This is a genomic window from Actinomycetota bacterium, from assembly GCA_041658565.1.
Lineage (GTDB): Bacteria > Actinomycetota > AC-67 > AC-67 > AC-67 > JBAZZY01.
The window spans coordinates 1-14,993 of sequence record JBAZZY010000029.1 but is presented as its reverse complement, the minus strand read 5'-3'; the positions used below and the strand labels follow the sequence as shown (position 1 = coordinate 14,993).

The window sequence follows — 14,993 nt, the reverse complement described above, 5'->3', positions numbered from 1 at the left end:
ATGTCCTCCTCTATCGAGGACGTGCTGGCCGGTCTGCAAACCGAGCGAGCGCGTCTTCGTCGGGAGCACGAGGAAGGTCTCGGCGGGCTGGCGCTTGTGCGCGCGCAGTCGGACGCGGTGGATGCCGCGGTGATCGCCCTGTGGAAACTCCTTGTTCCCGTGCGCCCGGGTTTCGCTCTCGTCGCGCTCGGCGGGTATGGCCGCGGAGAACTGTCGCCGCGTTCGGATCTTGACCTCATGGTGCTGCACGCGGGGAAGGCGGGAGCCGAGCCTGAGCGACTGTTCTATGCGCTTTGGGACGCCGGGTTCACGGTCGGCCACGCCACGCGAACAGTCAAGGAGTGCGTTCGTCTGGCGCGTGAAAACATCGAAGCCGAGACGTCGTTCCTGCAACCTCGGTTGCTCGCCGGGGATCGCGCACTCTTCGACGAATTCGCGACGCGCGCGCTGGACGCGACGCGGAAGCGGGCAGGCGACTTTGTCGAAGATGTGCGTGAGTTGATGCGCCGGCGTCACCTCACCGGCGGGTCGGCCACATCGCAACTTGAACCGAACCTGAAGGAAGGCGCCGGCGGCTTGCGCGACCTGCACGTGCTCGAGTGGTTCGCCGTGGTCGCCGGCACCAACGAGCTGCTCGGCGCGCGCGATCGCGCGCTGCTGGACGATGGCGCCGAACTTCTGCATCGCGTGCGCGCGCATCTTCACTATGCGACCGAGCACCAAACGGACGTGCTCTTGTTCCAGCATCAGCGTCCCGCGGCGCTGTTCCTGGGGTACTCCGACGGCGAACGCCCGGCCGAGGACTTGTTCATGCGTCACCTGTTTGCGGTGACGCGCGCGGTTGAACGGGTCGTGACCGCGGTTGTCTCCGACGTGAGCGCGCGGTTCTCCCGCGCGCGCCCTGCTCGCGCGACGCCCGGCGACTGCTTCGCCGTCGAAGGAGGTCGAGTCGTCATCCTGCGCGAGCCCGATCTAGCGCGTGAGCCTGAGCGCGCGCTCGAGATGTTCTCGCTGGGCGCTCCGCCGGGTGCGGCTGCTATGCGGTGGTTCGACGAAGCGCAGGGGAGCAGCCCTCCGATCGCGTGGAGCCCGGAAGTGCGGCGCGCGTTCTTCGCCTTGCTGCGTACGGGCGACCCCGTCGCGATGGAAACCGCCGACCATTCGGGGCTGTTCGGGCGACTGCTTCCCGAGTGGGATGCGGTTCGTTGTCAGCCGCAACGCAACGTCTACCACCGCTACACGGTGGACGCGCACTTGTTCCACACCGTCGCAGCGTTGCGCGCGCTTGCCGATGACGAGGATCAACTGGTGCGCGACGTGTGGGCGGATGTTTCCGACGTCGACGGGCTTCTGCTTGCCGGACTGCTGCACGACGTCGGCAAGGGCGGGACGGGCGACCACAGCGAGGCTGGTGAGCGTCTGGCGCTCGTGCTCGCCGATCGGATGGGGATCGCCGAGCCGCGCCGGGGCCGCGTGGCCTGGCTCGTGCGGCATCACCTTGTGTTGGCGGACACCGCGTCGCGCCGGGACATCAACGACGAGAACCTCGTCGTTGACTTAGCCTCCCGCGCTGAGGATGCTCAATTGCTGCGGATGCTGTTCCTGCTCACCGTCGCCGATGGGCGGGCTACCGGACCGACGGCGTGGTCGCCGTGGAAGGCGGGTCTCGTCGCCGAGCTGTTCACCAAGGCGCTGCACGTGATGGAGCGAGGGGAGCTGGCGACGCGCGACGCAGTGGATCTCGCGCGCCTGCGCATGGGCGAGCTTCGTGGCGCGCTGACGCGGTACTCGGCCGAGGAAGTCGAGGCACATCTGCGCGAGATGTCGCGCGCGTATGTTTTGGCGTTTCCTACGGCGGTGCTGACTCGCCATTTCGCTCTGATGGCCGGACCTCTGGGGCAGTCCGAGGCTCGCACGCACGTCGCGGCGACCGAGGATGCCGGCATCTACGAGTTCACGCTCGCAGCGTGCGATCGGCCGGGGTTGTTTGCTCGGGTTTCCGGAGTTCTGGCCCTCAACGGGATCAGCATCGTCGCGGCGCAGGGATTCACTCGCGCCGACGGTGTGGCAGTCGAGGTGTTTCGCTGCGTCGGAGCGTTTGAGCCGGCGATCGATTCCGCCCGTTGGGAGCGAGTCGCCGATGATGTTCGGCGCGCGCTTGCCGGGCGCCTCTCTCTGGAAGCGCGTCTTGCCGAGAAGCGGCGCGCGTACGGCCGTCGCGTCCCCAAGGGAAAGCGCGAGGGACCGAGTGTGCTCGTGGACAACCAGGCGAGCGACTTCCTCACTGTCGTCGAGGTGCACGCCGCCGACCGGGTCGGCCTGCTCTACGACATTACGAGCGTCTTCGCCGACCTGTCTTTGGACATCCAAGTTGCGAAGATCGCGACCTACGCCGAGGACGTCGTCGACGTCTTCTACGTCCGTGATTCGGAGGGGCAGAAGATCACCGACTCGGAGTACCTCGGCGAGATCGAGCGCGCGCTCTTGCTGCGGTTGGGCGACTCGGGGCCCTGAGGTTTTCTATACTCCCGAATATGCGAAGAATTGCCGCAGTTACAGGATTGCTCGCGTTGCTTTCCGTGTCGTGTTCGGCGCGAACGCCGCTGACCGCCGAGTCCCCCTCGCCGTCTGAATCGTCGCCGCAGGTTGTCGTCAGCGCGTCGCCGTCACCCTCGGCCGTGCGCGCTCCTCGTCTGCGAGCCGCCGTATACGTCTCTGAGGGATCTCTGTGGATGTACGAGGCCGTGACCGACCGAGTCAGTGAACTTGCCCGTGGTGACGGGATGCGCCTGCCGCGGTGGATGTCGACCACGACGGTCTCGTTTGTCCAGGACCGCGAGAGCGGCTCGGCCACGTTGCGTGCGTACGATATGACGACGCAGGAGGTTCGCGACATCGTCTCGGTTGCCACGGGCATCGACGCCTACGGGTGGAGCCCGGAACGGCATCTTCTTGCGTACATCACCACCGACAGCCAGTCCTACCCGCACCTGAACTTCCAGGAGGTCGTCGGGGGTGGCGCCACGATGCCTGTGGCGACGCTTGGTCGGGCGTTCGGGCGCGAACTGACCCCGTACGATGATCGTCGTATCGAGTTCTCTCCGGATGGGAGTCGCGTGCTCGTGGCGTACACCCCGGCCGACGGCGAGCCCGGTCGCACTCCGACCGCAGACGAGAGCCCGTTGCAGGTTCGGGGCGCCGATGGTTCTCGACAGTTCGCCGTGGCGACCGATCGCGAGCCGAGCATGGCGGTGTGGTCGGTCGACGGCGCGCGCGCGTATTACCGCGACGAGGGCGGTACGCATGCGTGGGTCGCGGCAACCGGCCGGACTGAGCGCGCGCCCGGGAATCCCGCGTGGTTTAACCCCTCGGCGTCCAAGGACGGGAAGTGGATCGCGTACGACACAGGCGCGACGACGAAGTCGGTCGCCGTCCAAATGGTGGACCTTGGTACCGGGAAACGGACCAAGCTATCCGGGGCGGGATGGTTTCACCCCGTCGCCGCGAACGAGCGCACCGTTTGGGTGCAGCGAGCGCAGCCTTGTAGCCCCGACTGCCTCCAGCCGGTTGTTCCAGGCCCTGAGGTTGCTGCGCTGGACACGCGTACGCTCAAAGAACGTAAGTTGGCTTTGCCGACGCTGGTCGGCGCCGACTTCCTGTATCGATAGCCGCGCGGCTACGGGAGATACGGTCGGGGGTTGCGGTGATTTCCGTTGATGCGGACTTCGAAGTGCAAGTGGTCGCCCGTCGAATTCCCGGTCGAACCGCATGCCCCCACGAGTTGGTGCTGGTCGACCGTGGCGCCTTCGCGCGTGTAAGAGCGTGACATGTGTCCGTACAACGTCGTGTAGCCGCTGCCGTGGTCGATGATGACCATGTTGCCGTAGCCGCCGCCCCACTCCGACGCGATAACTCGTCCGGCCTTGGATGCGGCTATTGGGTCACCGGTTCGGCAGTCGATGTCCATCCCCGTGTGGAAACTCCCGTGCCGTGATCCGTACGGGGATGTAATCGAGCGTCCACGCGTCGGCCAGGCGAAGCCCATGCGTCCCGGCGGGCCGGTGTTCATCGATCCCGAGTAGTAGCCCGAGCGTTGCCGGATCAACTGCAGGATCCGGTTCTGTTCGGCCAGTTCTGCCTGTAACTCCTTGCGGTAGGCCGCGATCCGCCCCTGCACGATGCCGCGCGCCTCACGTTGAGCCCCCGTCGCTTCGGCGACGACGCTCACGCGCGCAGCTACGTCGCGCGCGCTCGACAGCGCTCGCGCGCGAGCTTCGCGAAGCTGTGCGCGCTCCTGCTTGGCCTCATGCGAGATTCGCCCGAGATCCTCCAGCACCGTGCGGTCGAACATGGCAACGGAGTCGAGTGCCGCCGCGCGCCCGACGAACTCCTCAAGGGAGCGCGCCTCGACGATGGTCTGGAAAGAGGTGACGGGGCCCGCGATGTACAGCGCTCGCGCGCGGCCCGCGATGATTGCCCCGCGCTTCTTGCGCTCGCGTTCGAGTCTGGTGAGGCGCTGCTGGTACTGAGAGATCTGGAAGTCGAGTCGCGAGAGTTTGCCGCGCGCCAGCGACAGGTGATGCCGTTCGCGATTCAGGCGGCTTGTCAGCAGGCTCAGCGCCGCGCTCAATTCGGCATCGGTGCGCAGCGCGCTCGACAGGCGCGCGCGGGTTGCGCGAATCTCGCGGCGGGTCTGTTCGAGTCGGGAACTGGAGTAGGCAGTCGCCGGAGAAACCGGAGCGATCGCCAGGAAGGCGGAGAGTGCGGCGACGAGCGCCGTGGTCCGAACCTTCAGCACCAAGCCATGCCCCAGTCTCCTCCCAGACGGCCCCGAAGCGGGGTTCGTCATGACCTTGTTACCAAATCATGCGTATCAGGGCAAAGAAGGCTCGACCTGAACCCCTGTGACCTGCGAAGATGCAGCGCGACACAGGGAGGGACGAGTGGCAGACGACGCTGAATCAACGGTCGCCGGCCGGCGACAAGCGGAGGCCGACCTCATCGGCAGCCTGTGCTACGGATTGCTGCGTTCGTTTGCGGCGGCGGCGCGGGGGACGGTGACGGCACCGAGTATCTCGCTTGCCGAATGGCAGGCGGGCTTCGCGGTGGATGAGTTTGAGCGGTACCGGCTGCTGCGCGCGCGGCTCGACGAGATCACCCAGGAGCCCGAACTGGCGATGGAAGCGCTCCGTGGTCCGCTTGACGGCTTTTATGAGGCTGCGATCGCTGACGGCTGGCTTGAAACGCACGTGTTCCATTTCATCGGAGACACGATTACGACCGACTTCGCCGAGATCCTGGGTCCGTGCCTGACGGCCCCGACGGCCGAGGCGGTTCACCGTTCGCTCACGGGACGTACGGCGCAAGAGGCGTTCGCGCTTGAGCAGATAGCGGAGGCCTTGGAGTCCGATGGGCCCGAGGCCCAGGCGCGTATCCAGCGATTCGCCGGGACGATGGTGGGTCAGGCAATGAACCGGTTGCGCGACACGTTGCTTTCGTCGAACGCACTCGAGATCGTTCTCGGTGAGGGCGGGGTCAAGCCGCTCGTGCTCGAGTTGCTGGCGAGACACCGCGAACGCCTCGAGCGACTTGGACTCGATTCGCTCGACGACTGACTCCGGTTACGGATAGCAGGCGTGACCTTGCGCGCGGCAGCGCGCGGTCTGCTGGAAGTCGCGCACGTAGTAACGCGCGAGCGCGAAGTCAGAGAAGCCGCGGGGATCCTGCACCCAGAAGATGAAGTCGACGTGGTGTCCGGCTTGGCTGGGAGACGGTTTCCACGTGAACGCTCCGGTCTTCGAGTCGATCGAGTACGTCCCCTGCAGCGGGACTCCTTCCGCGTCGCGATCCACGGCGACGATGACGTCGAATCGAAGTGGATCCTTGTCGGCGTCGGTTGCTCGCATCGTTAGGTTCACTTCCTCGGCGATGTCCATACCCCGCAGGGCCGACGAGATCTGCACCATCTTGGGCGCCGAGTTTGTGGTTGTGGTCTGGCGGTCGCGTCGGAAGATGTCGGACGTGCTGTTTGTGTCGTCGGCGACGAGGTCTTTTCCTGCCGAGGCGAACACGACGTGGCGCCCTTCGTAGGAAATCGAGGGGCGCTGTGAGGCTCCGGACGACTCGCCGAATCCGCCTGGAACCGATACCCGGCTGGTGACTCGCGCTTCGAGGTCGCGCACAAAGACGTCGGTGGTTCCGTTGGTGTCCCCGGCCGCCAGGTTGGTCGCATCCGAGGAGAACGCGATCACGTGGCCGTTCGCCGAGATGCGAGGATCGTAGCTGTCCCCGTCGGCCACCGGTCCTGCCGGGTTGCTGGACAGCGGTTGCGAAGACTTGTTCACGCGGTCGTACATCATCACGTCGCGGGGGTCGAAGGGGTTGACTACCAATGAGTCGTCGGCCGAAATGATGTCGCGTGTCGGACGCAAAACGTCGTTGTTTGCGATCGTGTCGCGCTCGGTGATGACGCTGTACGCATCGAATGCGACGTAGCGTCCGTCGGCCGAGATAACCGGGTTCTGGCTCATCACCTTTGCGGTTCCCGCCCATGGGCCCATGGCGATTTGCGTGGAGCGCCCGGTCGCACGGTCGAGGATGAACACGTCGGACGCTGTGGGAGTGTCGAGGCCTGGTCGTTTCGCCCCGCGGTGGTAGGCGACGTACCGCCCCTCATAGGAGATGCGCGCGTGCGACGTCCAGATGGTCTCCTGCAGGGGCAGATCCTCCGCGATCGCCGGAGGTGCGATCCGCGCGGTCTTCTTCGCTTTGACGTCGCGGATGAAGGCGTCGCTCGTGTCGTTGGTGTCGCCTGCCGCGAGATTGGCGGCTTCCGACTCGAACGTGACGTACTCGCCGAAGAGCGACACGAACGGCGAGTTGCTCGGTCCGTCGGCCTGCGTTCCTACCGTTGAGACCGACAGTCGCTTCGTTGTGCCGGACTTGAGGTCCCGCAGGAAGATATCGGCGACGCCGTTGGTATCGCCGGAGACGAGGTTGGTTGCAAGGGACGCGAACGCCAGCCACCGTCCGTCCACGGAAAGCGATGGGGAGTAGCTGGCTCCGTTTGCTTGAGCCTTCGTCGACGTGACGGACACACGGGTGGTGACTCCGGTGGCGATGTCGCGCAGGAAGATATCGGCGACGCCGTTGGTGTCTCCGGACACGAGGTTGGTCGCGTCGGATGAGAAGGCGATCCATCGGCCGTCGAGGGACATTTCGGGACTCGTCGTGTCGGGAACCGAGGTTGCGGGTGTCGCGTTGTTCGCCTGTGTGCCGCTGGACGTAACCGACGCGCGCGCGGTGGTCCCCGGTGCGGCGTCCGAGGGCGCGACGGAACTCGCGGCGAAAGCTGTCGTCGCCGCGAGCAGAATCACACGTGCTCGCCGTCGTCTCATGCGGTCGTAGCGCGCGTTTCGTCGGGCGCGCTACCTGGTTGAACGAGCAAGCACCGGGTTCTCGGACGCTTCGGTGTCCGGCCCCCCGTTTATGTCCGGTTCGTTCCGGGATCTCGGTGAACGACGGTTGCGCGGGCCTGGGCGCGCGGCCGCACGACGATCTGGTCGATGTCGACGTGACTCGGCCGCGTCGCCGCCCACGAGATGCAGTCGGCGATGTCGTCGGCGACCAGCGGGGTGAGACCGTCGTACACGGCCTCTGCGCGCACGGCGTCGCCGTCGAAGCGAACGAGCGAAAACTCGGTCTCGTCCACCAGCCCAGGCAGGATCTCGGTGACCCGGATCGGCTTGCCGAGCAATTCGAGACGAAGAGTGTCGGTCACCGCGCGCACGGCGTGCTTGGCGGCTGTGTATCCGGCGCCTCCGGGGTACGTCTCGATTCCGGCGATAGATCCGATGTTGATGATGTGGCCGTCGCCGGATCGCTCCAACGCCGGCAGCAGCGCGCGCGTCATCCGCATCAGCCCGAGTACGTTCGTCTCGAACATCCAAGTCCACTCGTCGTCGCGCGCATCGGCGAGCGACCGCAGTCCTTTCGCGCCGCCGGCGTTGTTTACCAGCAGTGAACACCGCTCGATCCCTGCGCAGAAACGCACGACGCTGTCCGGATCGGTAACGTCGAGGAATGCCCAGCGCGCGCCGGTCTGGGCGGCCACTTCCGCGAGACGGTCGGTGCGGCGCGCGCCGATGAGAACTTCGAACCCATCGGCCGCGAGGCGGCGCGCGGTGGCGGCCCCTATTCCGGAGGACGCACCTGTGACGATCGCGAACCGGCTCACGACGCGAGTTCTAGCAGATCCGCGAGAACTACGGGGGCGCGATGATGAGCCCGGCTCCGGCGAGGGCGTCGCGCACCGCGCGCGCGATCTCGATCGATTCCGGCGCGCCGTTGCGGATGCAGATCGTGTCGGCTCGCACCGCGATGGCGCGGTCGTCGATCGTGTCCACGGCCCGCCCGAGGGCGATCGACAACGCTTGTGCGGCGGCTTCGTCGGGATTCGAGATCACGGCTCCCGGTTCGGCGGGGTCTGCCGGCGTTCCGTCGTCGGTGTAGCGGAGGTCTGCGAACGCCTCCTCTACGACGTCCATCCCCATCCCGCGAGCGATGGCGGGCAACTCGGATCCGGCCAGGCCGACGATCCGAAGCGTTGGATCGATGCTCCATACAGCCGTCACGAACGCCTCGGCGACTGTCGCGTCCGCTGCTGTTCGTCCGTACAGGTTTCCCTGAGGCCGGACGTGAGCGATTCGGGATCCTCTCTTCTCGGCGATGCGCGCGAGAGATGCGACTTGGACCGCAACGGCGCGCGCCAGTTCTTCGTAGGAAGCGCCGACCGCGCCCTCGGGAACGGCGTATCCGGCGAGCGCTCCGATGGCGACTCGATGCTGCACTGCCAGTTGTACCGAAAGCCTCATGTCCTCACGATCGCCGGTGTACCCGCCGCAGGCGATGTTCACCGAGGACACGATCGCGTACAGCGGGCCGTCATCGCCGCCCGCGCCGACGTCGGTGCTGAGGTCGAATCGCATGTGGTGTCCTCTGCGCGCACCCGGTGCGCGCACCGTTTTCGGTAAGGCGAAGCGTACTCCCGATGTGCGCTGTTCCCGCAAGGGCTCGCTCGGCTTGCCGGCGTTGCTAGGCTTGGTTCGTGATGATCACGGAGGGCGTAGCGGTGCGCGACGCGCGCACAGACGAGTTGGACGCCGTTGCGCGCCTCTTGACCGCGGCGTATCGCGAGTACCGGCCGGGGCCCGACACCCCCGAGGATCTGCGTGGCGAGTTCGCCGCTTACGAGAATGACATAGTGGATGTGCGCGCGCGCTTGGCCGACTCGGTGCTTATCGTTGCCGAACAAGGGGGCCGGCTGGCGGGGTCGGTTACGTACTACCCGCCGCGCCCCACGGGCACCGGCGAGAACTGGCCGCCGGGATGGGCCGGGATTCGCCTTTTGGGGGTTTCGCCGGAGGCGCGCGGTCGAGGTATCGGTCGCGCGCTCACCGAGGAGTGCGTGGCGCGCGCGCGCGGCGTCGGGGCGTCCACAATCGGGTTGCACACCACGAGCTTGATGGTCACCGCGCGGGGGATGTATGAGCGGATGGGCTTTCGGCGGGTTCCCGAGCACGACTTCCTCGTCACCGACGACTTCATCGTCATGGCGTACCGCCTGGACCTGGTGTAGCCGGCAGGCCCGGCCTCAAAGAAACGCGCGCATGTTGTCCAGCGCGGCTTCTGCGAGCTGTCCTCGAGCGCGAAGCGACGGCAGGTCGGAACGCCGAGCGCGCTGAGTTCCGAGCCGGCAGAACTCGAAGGCGTCGCCGGAGATCACGTCGGATGCATCTTCGGGACCCAGATGCCAGACCTCTGTGCCGAACGTCAACTCCGCACTCAGTGTTCCCGGCGGCGGCGCGACCTTCGCCACAGAAAGCGCGTAGGGGACGGCCCGCAACGCGAGCAGGGCGATCGAGCGAAGGTGTGGGGGCGCCGTGAGCGGCGCGCCTACCGCTTCGCGGATGTCGCATCCGTGTGCCCAGTGCTCCATCAGGCGAGCGGTGACCATCATGCGCGCGCTCATCCCGAGTCCCCACGGGACGCGATCTTTCGGGCCCTTCGACAGCAGGGCATCTCGGCTGCGAGCAGACGTTGCGACATACCACTGCAGCACTTCTTCCGGCGTCATCGCGCGCCCTTTGACGCACCCGGACTCCGTGTAGGCCTCGGGGGAGGGCGCCGCAAGGGCTTCCTCGTTGAGTTGGCGGGGGCCGCCGGTCACGGTGTCGGCGCACACGTCGCTGGTGTCGGCGAGGTGCGACACCTGATCGCGCACGTCCCAGCCCGCTGCGGGAGTGGGGGCGCTCCAGAGTTCGGGTTCGAGCCCTCGAAGCAACACTTCGAGATCGTGCTGTTCGGATTCAAGTTCCGCGACTGCTTCAGCCATCTCGTCCATACGTTGAGCGTAGCGCCGGCCGTCAAGAACGGGCAATCCGGGCGATTCCTCGCACGCCGTCTAGAAAAGCGCTGCGGCCAGATCGCGGCGTGCCGCGAGCGCGAGCGGATCGTCGGGTGCCAGCGTGTCGAGCAATTCCAGCAGTCTCGTCCGGACCTGTTCGCGTTCGTAGCCCACCGACGCGCGCACGAGGTCGATCATGCGCTTGAGCGCCGACTCGATAGTGCCGTGCGCGAACTCGACGGAAGCCAGATCCATGATCGCGTCGATGTCTGCGGGGTTTGCCGCGGCGCGCGCGCGCAATGTCTGCTCGTCCGCCGAAGCCGCGCGCAATGCCACTTCGGCGCGCGCCAGGCCTGCTTTGGCTTCGGCGCGGGCAGGCTCGTGCGCCAGGGCCGTGCGGTACTTCTGCGCAGCGGACTCCAAGTCGCCGCGATTCTCCGCATCAAGGCCCTCTTGCACTGCGACGTCCGCCGGCGTCGGGCCGAGCCCGGCGAGCCAGTCGCGAACTTGCGGCTCCGGTAGGGCGCCGACGAACTCGGCGACGTCGCGGCCCCTTCGGAAGGCGTGAACTGCGGGGATTCCCTGCACTCCGAAGGCCGACGCGAGGCCGGGGTTCGTATCCACGTCTACCTTGGCCAGGATCCACTCCCCGCCGGCTTCTTCCGACAGGCGTTCCAGCATCGGCCCCAGCGTTCGGCACGGTCCACACCACTCGGCCCAGAAGTCCACGACGACCGGAACCTCGTGCGACCGGTCCAGGACCTCCTGCTCGAAGGTCGTCTCGGTCACGTCGATCACGTTAGACATGACGTCAGTTTAGGCGCGCGCGATAGACTCCCGCGCGGACTGAAAGGAGATCCCATGAATCTCGAAAACAAGGTTGCTTTGGTTACCGGGGGTGCCTCGGGCTTGGGGCGCGCGACGGCGCAGGCGCTTCTCGCCGGAGGCGCGCGCGTCGTCATCGTTGACCTGCCGACGTCGCAAGGCGAAGCGGTGGCCAAGGAGATGGGTGCGAACGCTCGTTTCGCGGCGACCGACGTCACCAGCGAAGCGGATGTTCAAGAAGCGGTTGCGACCGCGGTGCGGGAGTTCGGCGCGCTGAACGTTGCCGTTTCGTGTGCCGGCGTTGGCTGGGCGCAGCGAACCGTGGACAAGAACGGCCCGCATTCGCTGGACTTGTTCTCGAAGGTCATCCAGATCAACTTGATCGGCACGTTCAACGTGATGCGTTGCGCGGCCGCGCAGATGCTGCAGCAGGAACCCGAAGACGGCGAGCGTGGCGTGATCATCAACACCGCTTCGATTGCCGCCTACGACGGCCAAATCGGCCAGGTCGCCTACGCGGCGTCCAAGGGCGGCGTCGTCGCGATGACGCTTCCTGCGGCGCGGGACCTGGCCGCGCGCCTCGTGCGCGTGTGTACGATCGCACCTGGGACGATGAACACGCCGATGCTGGCACTCCTTCCCGAGGAGGCCCGGCAAGCGCTCGCGGACGGGATCCCGCACCCGAAGCGTTTGGGGGACCCCGCGGAGTTCGGCGCGCTGGCACGCCACATCGTGGAAAACGCGTTCCTGAACGGCGAAACGATCCGTCTGGACGGAGCTTTGCGGATGCCTCCGAAGTAGTCCTTTTTGAGATTGACAATCATTCTCAATTGGTTCTAGGGTGACGACCATGCGGCGCATGTTCGTCCGAGTCGCTCTGTTACCGCTCCTATTGGGCGTCTTGCCGGCGTGTTCTTCGACGGCAGGCGCGCGCCCGGACGGCCGTCCGGAGGTGGCTGCGTCCTTCTACTCGCTCGCGTGGGCCGTGCGCGCGGCGGCCGGCGATGCCGTTCGCGTGGTTGACCTCACTCCGCCGGGTGGCGAGCCTCACGATGTCGAACTGCGTCCCCGTGATCTGATTCGTCTGCGAACGGCGGATCTCGTCGTGTACATGGGTGGGGGGTTCCAGCCGGCCGTTGAGGGAGCGGTTCAGAAGGGGGCACCGGCGCTGAACGTGCTGGATGTCTTGAACCCTGTTCAGTTGCTCCCCAAGGATCCGCACGTGTGGCTCGATCCCGCCTTGATGAGTCAGGTAGTTTCCTCCGTCGCCTCGGCGATCTCGAGGCAGATCCCGGTCGGCGCGCGCGCAGAGGTGGTTGCGCGCGCACAGAGGTCGGCGCGCGCGCTGGAGGACCTCGACCAGTCCTATCGCGACACTCTTTCGAAGTGCGCGCGCCGGGACCTGGTAACCGCTCACGACGCGTTCGGGTATCTCGCGCGCAGGTACGGTCTGCGACAGATTCCGATCGCCGGGACATCGCCGGAGTCCGAGCCTGCGCCTCGCCACTTTGAAGACGTTGTGCGAATCGCCCGAGCGCGCGGAGTCACGACCGTGTTTTCCGAGAGCATCGTGAGTCCGCGCGTCGCGGCGGCCGTCGCGCGCGCCGTCGGCGCTCGTACTGCGATGCTCAATCCGATCGAGAGCCTGACTCGCGAGGGGCGCGCGGCCGGAGATGACTACGTCTCGATCATGCGGGTGAATTTGCGTGTGCTCGCGGAGGGACTCGGATGTCCACGCCCGTTGTAGAACTGCGCGACGTTTCGTTCTCGTACGAGAGCGGGCCTGTTCTTTCCGACATCAATCTGACTATCGGCTCGCAGGATTACGTCGTGCTGCTCGGTGCCAACGGCGCCGGCAAGTCTACGTTGGTCAAGGTGGCGCTCGGCTTGCTCGAACCCGGTGCCGGGCGCGCGCTGCTGTTCGGGCGTCCGGCGCGGGACGCGCGCGCGCGCGAGCGTGTGGGCTACGTCCCGCAGCGCGCGGCAATCTCGGGTCGCGTGCCGGCCACAGTGCTGGAGGTCGTGCTCGCTCAGCGAGCGGGGAGGCGCCTGGTTGGGCCGTTCCTGCGATCCGAGCGGGAGATGTCGATGCGCGCGCTGCAGCGCGTTGGACTGGAGGATCTCGCAGGGCGCCGCATCGGGGACTTGTCCGGCGGGCAGCAGCAGCGCGCGCTCATCGCGCGCGCGCTTGTGTCCGAACCGGGATTGCTCGTTCTCGACGAGCCGACCGCAGGCGTGGACAGGGAGTCGCAGGTGCATTTCGCGGGGGTGTTGCGTGAACTGCACACGCAGGGCGTCGCCGTCGTGATCGTCGCGCACGATCTGGGTGCGGTCGGAAACGACCTCACGCGAGTGCTCGCATTGCATCAAGGACACATCGATGAGGTTCCGCCGGCTGAGGCGCGCGAGCAGGTCGGGCTGTTCGTGGAGGACCACCCGCATTGATCTTCTTGGAGTTGTTCTGGCCGGCGATCCTCGCAGCGATGGTCGTCGGTGCCGCCGCGCCCGCGATCGGTACTTTCGTTGTGCAGAAGCGCCTGTCGCTGATCGGCGACGGCATCGGGCACATTGCTTTCGCGGGCGTTGCCGTCGGGTTGTGGCTCGGCGTGTCGCCGTTCGCTGCGGCGCTGGTTGCGGCGATCGCCGGGGCGCTCGGGATCGATCGACTGCGAAGGCGCGCGCCCGAGGAAGCGGACATGGCCCTTGCGTTGTTCTTCTACGGGGCTATTGCGACCGCCGTGTTCGTTGCCAGCATCAGTGGGTCGTACAACGTGAATCTGTTCGGGTTCCTGTTCGGCCAGGTCCTCACCGTCTCGCCCGGTGAGTTGCTTGCGATGGCCGGCCTCGCGGCCGCGCTTCTCCTGACGGTGCTGCTGCTGTATCGCGGGTTGTTTGCGATAGCGATCGATGAAGAAGCGGCCCTTGTCGCCGGAGTTCCCGTCGGAGCGCTGAACGTTCTGTTGATGTTGCTCGCGGCCGCGACGATCGGCATCGGGATGCAGGTCGTCGGCATCTTGTTGGTTGCCGCATTGATGGTCTTGCCGGTCGGCGTTGCACGCAATCTCGTACGCAGTTTCCAGGCCTCGATTTCGGTTGCGTCGGCGACCGGGGCTGCGTCCGCGGGGGTCGGGCTGGTTATCGCGAGCATTGCCAACAGCGCGCCCAGCGGGACGATAGTTCTTGTGGCGGCGACGGCATTTGTTCTTTCGGATCTGTTTCGTCGCGGGCGTCTGGCGCGCGCGCGCCGAGTAGTCCGCGAGGCCTCCTGATGCGAAGAACCGCGCAGCGTGACGAAGTACTTGAGGCGCTCGCCGGAGGCGAGGCGCTCGCCGCGCAGGAGCTGCACGAGCGCTTGCGCGCGCGCGGCAGCCGCACCGGCCTGGCCACCGTCTATCGCACGTTGCGCATGCTCGCCGACGACGGCTCCGTCGACGTCCTGCGCGATGACGTGACCCAGGCACGCTTTCGCCTGTGCTCGGCGGAACATCACCACCACCTGCTGTGCGAGACCTGCGGCAGCGTCGTTGAGATCCCCGATTGCGAAGTGGACGGCTGGGCCCGCAAAGTCGCGCGCGCGCACGGATTCACCGTACGCACGCATCAGGCTGAGATCGTTGGCATGTGTCGCGCGTGCGCGAAGACGCCGCCCGCACGGTGAGTTGCGCGCCAAAGCCGCTCTTGTCGTTCGTCGGGGGATTAGCGGCGGCGGCTCATTGACGGGAATCAGAGCTTCGGTCCTTGACAGTCGTGCGGGGGGGGGGGG

15 protein-coding genes are annotated in these 14,993 nt (G+C 66.6%); 9 read left to right on the top strand and 6 right to left on the bottom strand.

The genetic code is table 11. The annotated features are described in order from the left end of the window. Both glnD and WDA27_12410 read left to right on the top strand, forming a co-directional pair. The gene (gene glnD / locus WDA27_12415) at positions 1–2,514 is read left to right on the top strand and encodes a [protein-PII] uridylyltransferase (GenBank protein MFA5891735.1); all 2,514 of its coding nucleotides are present in this window, start codon (positions 1–3) and stop codon (positions 2,512–2,514) included. Between the two features lie 20 nt (positions 2,515–2,534). Next, positions 2,535–3,668: a hypothetical protein gene (locus WDA27_12410; GenBank protein ID MFA5891734.1), complete on the top strand. Its 1,134-nt coding sequence runs from the start codon at positions 2,535–2,537 to the stop codon at positions 3,666–3,668. A gap of 8 nt (positions 3,669–3,676) precedes the next feature. Here WDA27_12410 and WDA27_12405 read toward each other — a convergent pair whose 3' ends face one another. Then, positions 3,677–4,798, bottom strand: coding sequence for a peptidoglycan DD-metalloendopeptidase family protein (locus tag WDA27_12405; protein ID MFA5891733.1), 1,122 nt, complete (start codon positions 4,796–4,798; stop codon positions 3,677–3,679). 145 nt (positions 4,799–4,943) lie between these two features. Between WDA27_12405 and WDA27_12400 the strand changes: the two genes are divergently transcribed. Continuing rightward, complete coding sequence (locus tag WDA27_12400; protein MFA5891732.1) at positions 4,944–5,615, top strand: ferritin-like fold-containing protein; 672 nt, start codon at positions 4,944–4,946, stop codon at positions 5,613–5,615. A gap of 6 nt (positions 5,616–5,621) precedes the next feature. Here the strand turns inward: WDA27_12400 and WDA27_12395 are convergent, their stop codons facing one another. The 3 genes from WDA27_12395 to WDA27_12385 all read right to left on the bottom strand — a co-directional run bounded on the left by WDA27_12395 (position 5,622) and on the right by WDA27_12385 (position 8,987). Next, on the bottom strand, positions 5,622–7,397 hold the full coding sequence (locus tag WDA27_12395) for a hypothetical protein (protein MFA5891731.1): 1,776 nt from the start codon (positions 7,395–7,397) through the stop codon (positions 5,622–5,624). 89 nt (positions 7,398–7,486) lie between these two features. Further along, a complete protein-coding gene (locus tag WDA27_12390) occupies positions 7,487–8,236 on the bottom strand; it encodes an SDR family NAD(P)-dependent oxidoreductase (GenBank protein MFA5891730.1) in 750 nt (249 codons plus the stop codon). Positions 8,237–8,264: 28 nt separating this feature from the next. Further along, positions 8,265–8,987 carry a LamB/YcsF family protein gene (locus WDA27_12385; GenBank protein MFA5891729.1) on the bottom strand — a complete coding sequence of 241 codons (723 nt, stop codon included), beginning with the start codon at positions 8,985–8,987 and terminating at the stop codon, positions 8,265–8,267. A gap of 122 nt (positions 8,988–9,109) precedes the next feature. Between WDA27_12385 and WDA27_12380 the strand changes: the two genes are divergently transcribed. Beyond that, entirely contained in the window at positions 9,110–9,637 is a 528-nt protein-coding gene (locus WDA27_12380; protein MFA5891728.1) for a GNAT family N-acetyltransferase, read from the top strand. Positions 9,638–9,652: 15 nt separating this feature from the next. On the opposite strand, the gene WDA27_12375 is transcribed toward WDA27_12380, so the two are convergent. Further along, the gene (locus WDA27_12375; GenBank protein ID MFA5891727.1) at positions 9,653–10,402 is read right to left on the bottom strand and encodes a maleylpyruvate isomerase family mycothiol-dependent enzyme; all 750 of its coding nucleotides are present in this window, start codon (positions 10,400–10,402) and stop codon (positions 9,653–9,655) included. A gap of 60 nt (positions 10,403–10,462) precedes the next feature. After that, on the bottom strand, positions 10,463–11,212 hold the full coding sequence (locus WDA27_12370; GenBank protein ID MFA5891726.1) for a tetratricopeptide repeat protein: 750 nt from the start codon (positions 11,210–11,212) through the stop codon (positions 10,463–10,465). A 54-nt stretch (positions 11,213–11,266) separates the two neighbouring features. On the opposite strand from WDA27_12370, the gene WDA27_12365 reads away from it, so the two are divergent. From WDA27_12365 to WDA27_12345, 5 genes are read left to right on the top strand one after another with little or no spacing between them, the layout of a single operon-like run. Next, complete coding sequence (locus tag WDA27_12365) at positions 11,267–12,031, top strand: 3-hydroxyacyl-CoA dehydrogenase (GenBank protein ID MFA5891725.1); 765 nt, start codon at positions 11,267–11,269, stop codon at positions 12,029–12,031. Positions 12,032–12,080: 49 nt separating this feature from the next. Next, the gene (locus tag WDA27_12360) at positions 12,081–12,977 is read left to right on the top strand and encodes a metal ABC transporter substrate-binding protein (GenBank protein ID MFA5891724.1); all 897 of its coding nucleotides are present in this window, start codon (positions 12,081–12,083) and stop codon (positions 12,975–12,977) included. Further along, a complete protein-coding gene (locus WDA27_12355) occupies positions 12,959–13,675 on the top strand; it encodes a metal ABC transporter ATP-binding protein (GenBank protein ID MFA5891723.1) in 717 nt (238 codons plus the stop codon). The genes WDA27_12360 and WDA27_12355 overlap by 19 nt, the downstream gene beginning before the upstream one ends. Next, a complete protein-coding gene (locus WDA27_12350; GenBank protein ID MFA5891722.1) occupies positions 13,672–14,499 on the top strand; it encodes a metal ABC transporter permease in 828 nt (275 codons plus the stop codon). Before WDA27_12355 ends, WDA27_12350 begins: the two co-directional genes overlap by 4 nt. Beyond that, positions 14,499–14,888 (top strand): transcriptional repressor, encoded by a 390-nt coding sequence (locus WDA27_12345; GenBank protein ID MFA5891721.1) that lies wholly within the window; start codon positions 14,499–14,501, stop codon positions 14,886–14,888. Before WDA27_12350 ends, WDA27_12345 begins: the two co-directional genes overlap by 1 nt. Positions 14,889–14,993: the final 105 nt, after the last annotated feature.